At 69.7% G+C, this 12,257-nt stretch carries 12 protein-coding genes and 1 pseudogene; 8 read left to right on the top strand and 5 right to left on the bottom strand.

The genetic code is table 11. The annotated features are described in order from the left end of the window. Nucleotides 1–72: 72 nt before the first annotated feature. Nucleotides 73–1,311 carry a methyltransferase, FxLD system gene (fxlM, locus tag BLQ73_RS18830; RefSeq protein ID WP_093171794.1) on the bottom strand — a complete coding sequence of 413 codons (1,239 nt, stop codon included), beginning with the start codon at nt 1,309–1,311 and terminating at the stop codon, nt 73–75. Between the two features lie 529 nt (nt 1,312–1,840). Here fxlM and BLQ73_RS18825 point away from each other — a divergent pair. The 3 genes from BLQ73_RS18825 to BLQ73_RS18815 are packed head-to-tail and all read left to right on the top strand — an operon-like array spanning nt 1,841 to nt 5,154. Then, nucleotides 1,841–2,752 (top strand): polyphosphate polymerase domain-containing protein, encoded by a 912-nt coding sequence (locus BLQ73_RS18825; protein WP_093171793.1) that lies wholly within the window; start codon nt 1,841–1,843, stop codon nt 2,750–2,752. 5 nt (nt 2,753–2,757) lie between these two features. Continuing rightward, entirely contained in the window at nt 2,758–3,435 is a 678-nt protein-coding gene (locus BLQ73_RS18820) for a DUF4956 domain-containing protein (RefSeq protein ID WP_093171792.1), read from the top strand. Nucleotides 3,436–3,441: 6 nt separating this feature from the next. Beyond that, nucleotides 3,442–5,154 (top strand): CotH kinase family protein, encoded by a 1,713-nt coding sequence (locus BLQ73_RS18815; RefSeq protein ID WP_093171791.1) that lies wholly within the window; start codon nt 3,442–3,444, stop codon nt 5,152–5,154. A gap of 113 nt (nt 5,155–5,267) precedes the next feature. Here BLQ73_RS18815 and BLQ73_RS18810 read toward each other — a convergent pair whose 3' ends face one another. The 4 genes from BLQ73_RS18810 to BLQ73_RS33475 all read right to left on the bottom strand — a co-directional run bounded on the left by BLQ73_RS18810 (nt 5,268) and on the right by BLQ73_RS33475 (nt 8,511). Then, nucleotides 5,268–5,951: a response regulator gene (locus tag BLQ73_RS18810; protein ID WP_093171790.1), complete on the bottom strand. Its 684-nt coding sequence runs from the start codon at nt 5,949–5,951 to the stop codon at nt 5,268–5,270. Beyond that, nucleotides 5,948–7,186 (bottom strand): sensor histidine kinase, encoded by a 1,239-nt coding sequence (locus tag BLQ73_RS18805; protein WP_093171789.1) that lies wholly within the window; start codon nt 7,184–7,186, stop codon nt 5,948–5,950. Before BLQ73_RS18805 ends, BLQ73_RS18810 begins: the two co-directional genes overlap by 4 nt. 23 nt (nt 7,187–7,209) lie before the next feature. Further along, complete coding sequence (locus BLQ73_RS18800) at nt 7,210–7,944, bottom strand: hypothetical protein (protein WP_093171788.1); 735 nt, start codon at nt 7,942–7,944, stop codon at nt 7,210–7,212. Nucleotides 7,945–8,079: 135 nt separating this feature from the next. After that, entirely contained in the window at nt 8,080–8,511 is a 432-nt protein-coding gene (locus tag BLQ73_RS33475; RefSeq protein ID WP_218125923.1) for a hypothetical protein, read from the bottom strand. Nucleotides 8,512–8,875: 364 nt separating this feature from the next. Between BLQ73_RS33475 and BLQ73_RS18790 the strand changes: the two genes are divergently transcribed. The 5 genes and pseudogenes from BLQ73_RS18790 to BLQ73_RS18770 form a co-directional block, all read left to right on the top strand. Next, nucleotides 8,876–9,211, top strand: a complete 336-nt coding sequence (locus BLQ73_RS18790) for a hypothetical protein (protein WP_093171787.1) — start codon at nt 8,876–8,878, stop codon at nt 9,209–9,211. Between the two features lie 221 nt (nt 9,212–9,432). Further along, nucleotides 9,433–9,756: pseudogene (locus BLQ73_RS35035) on the top strand (FAD-dependent oxidoreductase); the annotation flags it as partial. A 122-nt stretch (nt 9,757–9,878) separates the two neighbouring features. Next, complete coding sequence (locus BLQ73_RS18780) at nt 9,879–10,724, top strand: TetR/AcrR family transcriptional regulator (RefSeq protein WP_338056634.1); 846 nt, start codon at nt 9,879–9,881, stop codon at nt 10,722–10,724. Between the two features lie 341 nt (nt 10,725–11,065). Further along, a complete protein-coding gene (locus BLQ73_RS18775; protein ID WP_143020326.1) occupies nt 11,066–11,911 on the top strand; it encodes a DMT family transporter in 846 nt (281 codons plus the stop codon). 135 nt (nt 11,912–12,046) lie between these two features. Further along, nucleotides 12,047–12,257 (top strand): transposase (locus tag BLQ73_RS18770; RefSeq protein ID WP_218125922.1); only part of this gene is annotated, 211 nt, incomplete at its 3' end.

Raw genomic sequence — 12,257 nt, 5'->3', positions numbered from 1 at the left:
AGATGCGGCGGAACCTTCGGGGTCTTCGATGTCGTTCATCGACGGTCCTTTCGGTTGTCGGGGGTGGGGTGCTTACCCGGCGATGTCCGCCGGGAAGTCGATGACGAGGCGGCTGCGCCATTTGTCCAGCCGGAACCCCTCCGCCAGCTCGCCGTCGGGGGTCGCGGCCGGGTAGACGCGCAGGCGGGGCTTGGGTCGGCCCGCGCGGTCCCAGGCGCCGATCTGTTCGGCGAGGAATGCGGCGGCGGCCTCGGCGTCGGGTCCGTGGGCGTAGGTCACGAACTCGTGCCGGCCGTCGGCTGCGAGCCGCGGCGTGCCCCTGTAGGCCAGTGTCGCCGCGTCGACGCGGGCGGGGCTTCCCCACCTCCAGGTCAGGCGCACGATGTCGGTGTCGATCGCCTCTTGGTCGGCGATGACCTGGCAGAACCCGGGCACGGTCGTGGCCAGCCACATGTCCTGGCCGGAGGCGGACTCTCCCGAGCTGAAGGTGACACCCGACCGCGCGCTGGCGCGTGGCAGATCCAGGACTCCCGTCAGATCCCGCACCTTGTCGGCTTGGCCGGCGGAGGCGTCCTCGCCCAGCCACAGGCTCACCGACGGGTCATCACGTAGCGGGATGCTCAGGCCCTGCCGGGCGCCCGCGCCCCGCAGGGGCACGAACCCGCAGGGGAAGTGGTCGCCGGAGACCAGCGTTCCGCCATCGCGCCCAAGCAGCCAGGAGCGGGTCAGGCCCAGGGTGCGGAGCGGGACGATCAGGCGTCCACCGGCGGCGAGCTGGGACCACCACGCCGGTGATATGTCGGGTACGCCGACCGTCACGATGATGGCGTCGAAGGTGCGGCCCGGTTCGAGCTCGAATTCGGCGTCGGCGCAGACGACCTCGACATCGGTGTATCCGGCCTTGTCCAGGCAGGTGCGGGCGCGCTGGGTGACGGCAGGGTCGATGTCGACGGTGGTCACCGAGCCGCGCGGCCCGACCAGCTCAGCGATGAGGGCCGCGTTGTAGCCGCCGCTGCCGATTTCCAGGATGTGCTCGCCGGGCCTCAGGGCGGCCTGGCAGAGCATCGCGGCCTGCAGCCACGCCGCCGACACCGAGCTGAGGTTCAGTCCGTCCTCGCCGCGCACGGTGACGATCGCGCCGTCTCCGTAGGTTTCCTCCAGCGGGACGTCACCGGTGAACAGATGCCGGGGTACGGTCCGCAGCGCATGCGCCACCTCTTCCGGCAGCCTCAGGCCGAGGGCCTGCCGGTTCGCGGCGATCCGGTCGACCATCGCCTCCCGCAACTCCTGGGCGGTGGTGGTGTTCAACATCAGGTCCCTCTCCCTGTTCAGCGCCTGCTGTGCTTCCGGCGACGTCGGTCACATTGTGTTCGACGCCGGCCCCGAAGGGGTCGACGTCGGCGGAGCTGGTATGTCGGGCCGGAGAACCCCGCGTGGGAGGCGCTGGATCTGCCGTCGGCGTGGCTAGGGTGTCGGCGAGGGCCGGTCGCGGTGGTCAACTGGCATACCAAGCGCCCGAATCCGAGCCTCATACCCGCCACCGGCCCTCATACTGGGCCTGCTGAGCGGCCGGGCGTCCTTCCGCCCACGCATCGCCGGCGAGATCGGGCATCGTTCACCATCCGGGTGTACCAGGCACCGGGCATCGCCGCGAACAAGTCACTGTGTTGCACAGTGCAGATTCGGCCGCCCAGATAGGCGACTCTCATCGGACCAAGATCGCTATGGCTGGTTTCCGCCGTATCTCGGTGGTCCCCCTGAGTCGGGAGAAGCTCACACACAACTCCCAGGTTCCTGCTGTCAGATGTGCGCAGTCACGAAAGGCCACGGAAGGAGGGACATGCTGAGAAGACTCCGCAGGCGGCCCGTCGAATCGCGGAGCGCCGAGACCTCGGCGGCGTCGCCGCCGCTGGACGGTGATGCCGGTCACCGGCTGCGCGCTCCGAGCAAGCTGCACGCCTTCAACCGCTACGAGATCAAATACCTGATCGACGTCGGGCAGGTCGACGAGCTGCGCGAGGAGATGGAACGGCGGATGGAGCGCGACCGGTACTGCCCGGACGAGGGCTACAAGATCTGGAGCGTCTACTACGACACCCGCCGGCTGCGCTTCTACTGGGAGAAGATCGAGGGTCTGAAGTTCCGCCGCAAGCTCCGCATCCGCCACTACGGTGACCGGTTCGCCGCCACCGGTGAGACTCCGGTCTTCGTCGAGATCAAGCAGCGCGTCAACCGGGTCACCCAGAAGCGCCGGGTGCGGCTGCCCTACGCCGACGCGCTGCGCCTGTGCGACGGGCGCCAGATGGTCGAATACGAGCCGGGCCAGCGGGGCTTCCTGGAGGAGGTCCTCGACCTGGTGTCGCGGCTGGAACTTCACAGTACGGCGATGACCGGCTACACCCGCCACGCCTATGTGGGGCGCGACGCCGATGCCGGCCTGCGCGTCACCTTCGACCGGCGCGTCCGGGGGCGCGACCGCGATTTCCACCTGAGCGCCGACGCCGAGAACCGGCTGATCGTCCCGGCCCGCAAGGCGATCATGGAGGTGAAGGCCAACGAGCGTGTGCCGTACTGGTTCACCGACCTGGCCGCGGCCAGGAACCTGCAGGTGGTGCGGGTGTCCAAGTACTGCCAGAGCGTGGAGGCCTACGGACTGGCGCCCCGCTCGATCTTCCACATTTCCGACCTTTCCGACCTTTCCGATGACCACGCCCTCGGCCGTGACCGGTCGTCGGCCCGCACGGAGGCCTGACCCCCATGGACTTCTCCTTCCAGGACCTGTCCGGCACGTTCAGCGTGGCGGACATCGCCATCGCCATGGCGCTGTCGTTCGTGTTGAGCGCGATGATCGGCTGGGTCTACCGGGCGACACACCGCAACGTCTCCTACAGCCAGTCGTATGTGCAGACCCTGGTCATCCTGGGCATGCTCATCTCGCTGATCATGCTCGTGGTCGGCTCGAACATCGCCCGCGCGTTCGCCCTGGTCGGGGCGCTGTCGGTGGTCCGCTTCCGCAACGCCATCAAGGAGACCCGCGACGTCGGGTTCGTCTTCCTGGTGATGGGCATCGGCATGGCCGTCGGCACCCGGTTCTACGTGCTGGCCGTGGTCGCGGCCGTGGCCATCTCGCTGATCATCATGATCATGCACCGCTTCAACTGGTTCCAGCTCAATGTGCGCCGCCAGGTGGTCAAGGTGCAGGTGCCCTCGGACGAGGACTACACCCACGCCATCCAGGACGTGCTGGTACGGCACACCGACGAGTTCGAGCTGGTGAGCATGGAGTCCATCCGGGCGGGCGCGCTGCTGGAGCTGATGTACACCGTGAAGATCAAGAAGGGGCGCGAGCCGGCGGACGTGATCGCCGCGCTGCGCGAGCGCAATCACGGCCAGTCGGTCACGGTCCTGACCGGATACGACCAGACCGACCTCTGACCGGCCATGGCACGCCTGAAGCATCGCATCCCGGTCTCACTCCGGCAGAACTGGAAAGTGGTCGCCGCGTGCGGAGTGTTCCTCGCGGTCTGCGCGGGGGTGTTCGGCAGCGGCACGATCCGCCCGTACGTCACCGGTGTCCGCGCCGCCTCCGGCGAGACGGTCGTCACCGACCTGGCCGGCGGCAAGGACCTGTTCGGCGCCTCCGCCGCCCACGAGGTGAAGATCACTTTCACGGACGCGTCGTACGAGGACATGCTGGCCGAGTACTTCAAGAGCGGCGAGAAGAACTACGTCGAGGCCGACCTCGTCATCGACGGCACCACGATCCCGAGCGTGGGCATCAGGCTCAAGGGCAACTCCACGCTGATGGGGCTGACCTGGAAGGGCCAGGCGCGCACGCAGGGCCGCGGCGGCCTTGGCGGGCCCGGCGGCGGACAGCGTCCCGAAGGGGCTCCCGAGGGGGCTCCCGAGGGGTTCCAACCGCCTGAGGGGGCCCGGCCTCCGGAGGGCGCGCAGCAGGGCCAGACCCCGCCCCAGCAGCAGAACACCGCGCGCCCCGGGGGCGGCCAAGGAGGTGGCCCCGGCGCCGGGTTCGGCGGGGCCGGCCGTACGCCGCTGAAGGCCGAGGAGCCCGAGAACCTGCCCTGGCTGATCAGCTTCGACGAGTTCGTGGAGGGCCGCCGCTACCAGGGCCACAGCCAGATCGCCGTGCGCCCGGTCACCATGGGCTCCGCGACGCTGCTCAAGGAGTCACTGGCGATCTCCATGGTCGACGCCTCCGGCGAGCCGTCCCAGGGCTATGCCTACAGTTCCTTCAGCGTCAACGGCCGGCCTTCGGCGCCGCGCCTGCTGGTGGAGTATCTCGACGAGGGTTACGCCGAACGGCTCGGCGACGGTGTGCTGTACAAGTCGTTGGCCTCCTCCACCTTCTCCTACAAGGGCGAGGACCAGACCCAGTACACCACCGACTTCAAGCAGATCAACCGCAAGGGCGAGCAGGACCTTCAACCGGTGATCGACCTGGTCAAGTGGGTGGAGCAGTCCTCGGACGCGGAGTTCGCCTCCGGTCTGGCGTCCAGACTGGATGTGGAGTCCTTCGCCCGCTATCTCGCGCTGCAGAACATGCTGCTGAACTTCGACGACATGGCGGGGCCGGGGCGCAACTACTACCTGTGGTACGACCTGGGCGCCAAGAGGTTCAAAGTGATCACCTGGGACCTCAACCTCGCCTTCGGCGGTGACGCGACCGCGGGACCGGACGACACCATCGGCAGGGGCGGCCCGGGCGGCCAGGCCGGAGGCGACCGCCCGCAGCGACCGGGAGGGCAGGGCCAAGGCCAGCAAGGACAGCAAGGAGAGCAAGGCCGGCAGGGGCAGACCCAAGGTCAGAACCAGCCCCAGCCCCAGCCCCAGGGCCAGGGCCAGGCCCGGGAGCGTGCCGGAGGCGGCATGCGGATGGGGCATGCGCTGAAGGAGCGCTTCCTCAAGACGCCCGCCTTCACGGCGATCTACCAGGAGCAGTACCAGAGGCTCTACCAGGACCTTCTGGTCACCGGCAAGGCGGACACCCTCCTGGAGCAGGCGCTCGCGTCGTACCAGTCGAACCAGCGCGCCGACGCCGCCGAAGCCCAGAAGGAGGCCACCTCTCTGCGCACCACGCTCGCGACCCGCACCAAGGCCCTGGGCGAGGCGTTCGCCGGGAAGAAGGCCCCCTGACCCCAGGTCGCCGTCCCCGGCCGGCCGGGGACGGCGCCGCCGCGAGCCGACCGGATCTGAACCTACTCCGCCTGATGATCCGGCCGCGCATCGCTGCTTATCGATCTTGCTCATCAATCGGTCGATTGATGAGCGGCGCTGACGAGCCCTGACTCGTAGGCGCTGATCACCAGCTGCGCGCGGTCCCGTGCGCGCAGCTTGCTCAGCAGCCGACCGATGTAGGTCTTGACGGTGCCGTTGCTGAGGTGGAGGTATTCGGAGATGTCGGCGTTGGAGAGGCCACGTGCCACGAGCAGCAGGACCTCACGCTCGCGCTCCGTGAGGTCCTCAAGCGAGGAGCCCGGCGCATGGTGCGCATGGGGAAGACGGGCGAACTCGGCGATCAGGCGTCGGGTCACAGAAGGGGCGAGAAGGGACTCTCCGACGGCGACAGTGCGGATGCCTGCCAGCAGCACCTCGGGAGATGTGTCCTTGAGGAGGAATCCCGCTGCCCCGGCACGCAACGCGCCGTACACGTACTCGTCGAGGTCGAAGGTGGTGAGGATGAGAACGCGTGTCCTGGCTGTTTCGGGGGATCCGGCTATGTGCCGTGTCGCTTCGATGCCGTCCATGCCGGGCATCCTGATGTCCATCAGCACCACGTCCGGGCAGAGCCGCTGTGCACCCTCGACAGCTTCGGCCCCGGTGCTGGCCTCGCCCACCGCTGTCAGCCCGGGAGCGGTGTCGATGAGCACCCGGAAGCTGCCTCGGAGCAGGGACTGGTCATCGGCGACAAGTACCCGGATCGGTTCGGTCACGCGGTCCTCTCCTTCCGGCTCTGAGTCATGCCGTGAGCGGGTTCGGGCGGGAGACGAGCCGACACAGCGAACCCGCCGCCGGGCCGTGGCCCGGCGGCCAACGTCCCGCCATACACCATCACGCGTTCGCGCATCCCCACGAGTCCGTGACCACCCCTGAGTTCCGCCCGGTCGGACGCGGCCGCGTTCCCGGCACCGTCATCTGCCACTTCTATGTGCGCATCTCCTCGCGAGTCGACTGTGATCGTCACCTGGCAATGTGTTCCGTGGCCTGCGTGCTTGACCACGTTCGTCAGCGCCTCCTGCACGATCCGGTAGACGGCCAGCGCCGTCCCCGCTGGGAGGCTGATGGCCAGTCGGGTACGGAGTTCGGTACGGACTCCCGCCCGCTCGGCACGCTGGATGAGGGCCGGCAGGTCGTCCAGCCCGGGAGGGGGAGCCGTCTCCGCCGAGCCTGGCTCTCGCGTGCGCCGTCCAGCAGTGTCGCCGCGCAGCACTCCCAGGGCACGGCGCATCTCGGTGAGCGCCTCCCGGCCGGTCTGCTCGATCGTCTGGACGGCATCGCGCGTCTCCTGGGGGCGTGCCTCGGCCACATGGTTGGCTACCGCTGCCTTGACGACGATCACGCTGAGGCTGTGCGAGACGATGTCGTGCAGTTCTCTGGCGATGCGCAGGCGTTCTTCGGTCAATGCCTCCTCCGCAAGGCGACGGTCCCTTCGGGCCGCTCGGGATCTCCGTTCTCGCACGACACGGCCTGCGACCCACGCGGCCCCGATGATCAGCCAGACGAGGGCGGCAGTGCCGGCGGCTTCCGTCCACGGACCGGAGGGCGTCAGGACCGCTTCACCAGTGATGACCGCGGCTGCCGAGACAACCATGGTCAGGGCGAGCGCCGCCGAAGCCCGGCGTGTCGGCTCGATGAGCGCCACCGCGTAGACGGCCAGGGCCGCAGAGATGTAAGGGTCACGAGTGATGTCGAGCAGTGTCGCCGTCGCCGAAGCACCCACAACTACGGCCAGGGCCGGCAGGGGCCACAGGCGCCGAACGGCCAGCGGCACTCCCACACAGACGGCCACCAGCCAGCCCAGCCACCACGGACCGGAGAACCGAGGCAGACCGTCTGAGGCACCCTCGTCGGCCAGTGCCACGTAACCGGCTGTCACGACGGCCGCCACGCAGGCGTCGATCGCCAGCAGATGCGCGCCGCTCCGCAGGCGCCGCCTCATTCTGTGCATCGCTCGACGATACCGATGGCCGCTCATCCAGCCTGCCCGAAGAGAAACATCGCGATACCCACGGCAACCAACAGGAGAAGCCTTCCGGCGACCGTGGCCGCCCGTGGGGTCCTCCCGTTGCACAATGCGGCCACGCCCAAGGGAACGAGCGCGACGCACAGTCCCGCAGCGGCGGCGACCGATAGAGGGGCCGTTCCCTTGAGCACCCCCAGCGGCATCGCCGATGCCAAAGCCAGGGCCGCCGCACGCAGCGGTCCTAGCACTCGGGAGCGGTAGGCGCCGATGGCCAGCAGGAGCCAGCCGCCCATGATGGCTGCGTTCAGTGTGCTGAAGATGTGGAACGCGTCGTAGGTCTCGCTCACCGTTCGCGTCGCCGATGCCGCCCCCTGGACGGCCACCAGCTGGAAGGCCAGGTGGTCCACACCGGCGTGAAACGCGCGGGCGAAGAGGCCGAGGACCGTGAGTGCGCCGCCCCACAGAGCGAGTTCCCGGAACCTCTCGCCGATCCTGGCGGCGAGAAGCCCAACTCCCGGCCAGAGCAGCACCCACCCGGCGGACACAAAGCTGTATGCGGCCGTCATGAGGTCCGGATGGTGCCCGTACGCGCTCAGCTGCGCAGGGAAGAAGAAGTCGAAGCGCAGGCGCAGCAGCATGCCGGTGAGCAGCAGCAAGGGGCCGAGGACGAGGGAGGCGCCGCCCACCCAGCGTCCCGGAAAGACAGGGGGAGGAGCAACGATTGACGCAGTCGTGACGGTCATGGGGCAACGATGCTGCCGCCGCACGTACCGCGTCGTCGGAGCATGGACCACACTTTCGGATCGGACCGTGGTCGTACCGCTTGCCTGTTGTTCGCTTCCGGTCCGATTCTCGGACCAGACACCATGCTGCTCGGCTCACGTGCGCTCGGCCGACCGGTGCTCGTCGACGTCCGCCGGTGCCCGAGGGCCTGGCGCGGCAACCGCGGCAAGGTCCAGGCGGGCGCCCATATCGAGGTTCACCTCCCCGTACGGACGCACATGCGACCAGAACAGCGGGGTCAGGCCGCGCCGGTCGGCGGACGTGAGAAGCCGGGCCCACTCCGGTTCGCCGAGGATGTCCTGAAGCGCATCCAGGCAGCCCGTGCGCAGAACGGCCTCTTTGAGCATGTCGATGAGCGGCACGACGCCCCACCGGCGCTGTACCTCACCCTTGATCCTGCGCAGGTTCTGCGGCTCGGGCTGAGCCTCGGCCGGGGTCAGCCGGATCGCCCCGGACTTCCGCTCGGCGATGTCCAGCCAGCCCATCTTCGGCATCCTGTCGTTCAGCAGGCCCAGTTCGGTGGTCATCTGCTCGCGCAGCTCCTCGACGAAGACCTGCGGGTCCAGTGGCTTGCGCAGCTCGCGGTAGTTCTCCTCGCGGCGCTCGGCGAAGTCCTATTGATCCCGGGATCATCCTGGTGAAGCTCTCGGTCCATACGTAATCGCCCCACGTGCCCCTTCGTCGTCCGTTCGGGCTTCGACGTATTGACTAGGGGTTTCGCCTGGGGAGTGGCGGTCCGGGAAAAGCCTCGGAACGGCATTGCATAGGAAGGTTTCCTATTTAATACTGCGAGGAGCACCAGCGATCGCCGGCGGCGCACCGCTGAGCCGCCGGAACCGTCCACCTCGGTGCATCCCGCCGACATCCCCTTCGCTGCCTCCGGAGGCTCCCATGCTTCGCCGCGTCCTCACCGCCGCCGCAGCCCTCGCCTGCGCCGGCGCGCTCGCCGCCACCTCCCCCGCCCACGCCGCCGCCCACGCCGCCGCCAATGTCGACATCGTCTACAGTCCGCTGTCCCTCGGCGAGTACTGCATGGCACACCTCAGCCCGCAGGCCACCATCGGCTTCTACGAATACGGCAGCGTGCGGTGCTACAGGACGCAAAACGGCCTCACCTACGCGGGATCGGCATCCCCGCACAGCGTGTGCGCCTACTTCCGCCCCCACCCCGTCGTTAGCGTCGGCCAGGGGGTCAGCGGCGCTCTGATCTGCACCTACTCCGCCTGATCGATACCGTTCCGGTCGCGGGGAACGACCCCGCGACCGGAACGCGTCAGGGGCCTTCTGGGAGCAGGTCGACGAGGGCGGCGAGAGCCGGTTCGGCGGACGCCGGACGGGGTCGGCCGGCTGGAGCAGCTCAAGCTGGTGCTCGGCCGAACTCCCCTCCGGCATCGCCTCCGTGATACGCGGGTACGGCAAAGCAGCTCGGCGGCGAAGAGCCCGATCCGATCCCCCGCCTCTCCGTCCCCGGCCTGCTCGCCGCCGCACACTGCGCCGCGCTCCACCCCGCGAAGCTGGCCGCCGGTCTCGCGGCGGCGGCCGAACGGCACGGTGCACGCATCGCGGCGGGCACCCGGGCGAGCGAGCTGCGGCCCGGCGAGGTGCTCACCGACCGCGGCCGGGTACGGGCGCACACGGTCGTGCGGGCCGCCGAGGCCTACACCGGGCTGCTGGCCGGGCTGCTGGCCGGGCAGCGCCGGCGCCTGCTGCCGCTGTGGTCGCGCGTGGTCGCGACCGAGCCGATCCCCGAGGAGGCGTGGCGCCGTACCGGATGGCGGGGGCGGCGACCGCGTCCGCATTTCGGTGACGGGTGTGAGCGCTGCAAGCGGCGTGGGTGGTGGGAGTGGTGGGGGTCGATTGCTCTGATTCACGATTACGAACTACATTTATTGGTGTGTCAGAGGTTGATGAATTCTGTGGTGTGCTTGGCGGCCCCGGACCGGAACGCGCCGCCGAACTGGTGGAGGCGGCGCTGCGGGTCGCCGACCGGCTGGGCAAGGACGTGGCCGACGTGCCGATGCTGGCGATCGCGCACGAGGCCGGGATCTCGCGCAGCACGCTGGTGCGCCGCCTGGGGGGCTCCCGCCGCGCTCTGGACGAGGCGGTGCGCGCGGCCGGGGTGGACCCCGGGGGGCAGCGGCCGGTACACGACCGGGCGGTCGCGGCCGGAGCCCGGCTGATCAGCGAGCACGGGCTGGCCGCGGCCACCCTGGAGGCGGTCGCCACCGCCGCGCAGTGCTCGGTGCACAGCCTGTACGCGGCCTTCGGCTGCCGGGACGCGCTGCTGCGCGCGATCTTCGAGCGCTACTTCCCGATTCTGGACGTTGAGGCGGTGGTCGCCGCTTCGCCCCCCGACATGGGTGAGACGGTCACCAGGATCTACTGCCTGATGGCCGAGGCGCTCAGCCGCGAGCCGAGGGTGGCGCCGGCGATGTTCGCCGAGGCGCTGGCCCGCCCCACCGACCCGGTCCTGCGGGCCCTGCTGCAACACTTCTGCCCGCGCATGCTGACCGGGTTGGGACGGTGGCTGGCCTCCGAGGTGGCCGCAGGCCGCCTCCGCGACGTGCCGCTGCCGCTGCTGATGCAGCAGATGGTCACCCCGGTCCTGGTGCACTTCCTGCTCCGCCCGGCCGCCACGTGCGCCCCCGGCATGGAGCTGCCCGGTGTGGAGGAGACGTGCGCGGTGTTCGCCGAGGCGTTCCTGCGCGCGGTCGCCGAACCGCGACCGGACCGCGACTGACCGTTCGCCCGCCGACCGCCCATCTCCCGACCCAGCCGCATTACCGGGGCCGCGCCGGCCCGGCTGTCCGGCCGCACCCGTGAAAGCCACCCCCCTGGCCATGCTTTCTCCCACCAGCCGATACAGAGGAATCCCTCGGATGCCCCCACCACACAAGGCCCGCACCGCCGCCGATCGGCCCGCCGCCGACGCGGTGCGTACCCTGCACACCACTCAGCGAACCCGGCGGCCTTCACCTCGGCGTTCGTCCCCGTCGGGCCGCTCCGGGCCTTCCCTCTGTCCTTGGACGGCCCACGGGCGGAAGCCCGGGTCCGCGGGGCCGCGGCGAGGCGAGGCCTGCGGTGACTGACTTGACGTGGCTGGTCGTGCTGTCCGTACTGTCCGCGACCGGGTACGCCGGGGGCGCGGTGGCCCAGGAGCACTACGCCGGGGCGGGGCGTGGGGCGCGTGGTTGGATCGTTCCATTGCTGTTCTCCGGCGCCGGGGCCGGGCTGCACGTGGCGGCGCTGCCGTTCGGGCCCATCGGCCTGGTGCAGGCGCTGGGCACGCTCACGCTCGTCTTCGCCCTGCCGATCGCCGCGGTGCGGGGCCGGGGCCGCATCACGCGCGCGGCGTGGGGCCAGGCATGGCTCACCGTCATTGGCCTGACCGGCTTGCTCGTGCTCAGCACCGGCGGCACGACGGCCCTGTCCGACTCGTCGGCGCTGTGGCTGGCCGCGGGCGTGATCGCCGTGGTCGCCACGCTGGTGCTCACCGCGCGGCACGCCACCGCGCCGATCTCCCGCGGCCTTCTGCTCGCGGCGGCCGCGGGAAGCGCGTTCGGCGTGGCGTCCATCCTGACCAAGGACTTCATGGCCGATGCCGCCGAGCGCGCGTTCGAGGGCATGTGGCTGCTGGCCGGCGGCGTCATCGTGGGGTTGTCCGCGCTCGGCCAGGTCCTCGGCCAGCTCTCCTACCGCGGCACCGGCCTGGCCGCCCCGTTGGCCATGATCAGTGTCATCAACCCCGTCATCGCCGGGGCCATCGGACTGACGCTGCTCGGTGACGGCATCCGCTTCGGCGCGGCCGGAGCCGTCCTCACGATCGCGGCGGCGCTCATCACCGCCGGCGGGGTCATCGGCCTGGCCTCGCAGTCCCGCGCCGCCGACGCCACGCCGGCGGCCGAGCCCGCGACCTGCAACCACTGATAAGAGGCCTTGCGGTTGCGTCCACGGAAGTGGTGTACGAGTTTGACCTGGCCACAAGCGTGGCGACCGTGAAATGAACACGGCCATCGCGTGATCCTTCAGGTTGCTGAAACCATGATCGAAGGAGAACAGGCGATGGCCGCGAACAACAGTGTGAACCCTGCCGCCTGGCTGGCGAAGCAGATCGAGACCGGCGACCCCGACATGTTGCGATCCATGGTGAAGACCATGGCCGACGCGTTGATGTCGGCCGAGGCCGACACCCTGTGCGGCGCCGGCTACGGCGAGCGCAGCGACGACCGCGTCAACCACCGCAACGGCTACCGGCCACGTGAATGGGACACCA

The organism is Sinosporangium album, assembly GCF_900100605.1.
GTDB classification, from domain to species: Bacteria; Actinomycetota; Actinomycetes; order Streptosporangiales; family Streptosporangiaceae; genus Sinosporangium; species Sinosporangium album.
This window is presented reverse-complemented; position numbering and strand designations above follow the sequence as displayed.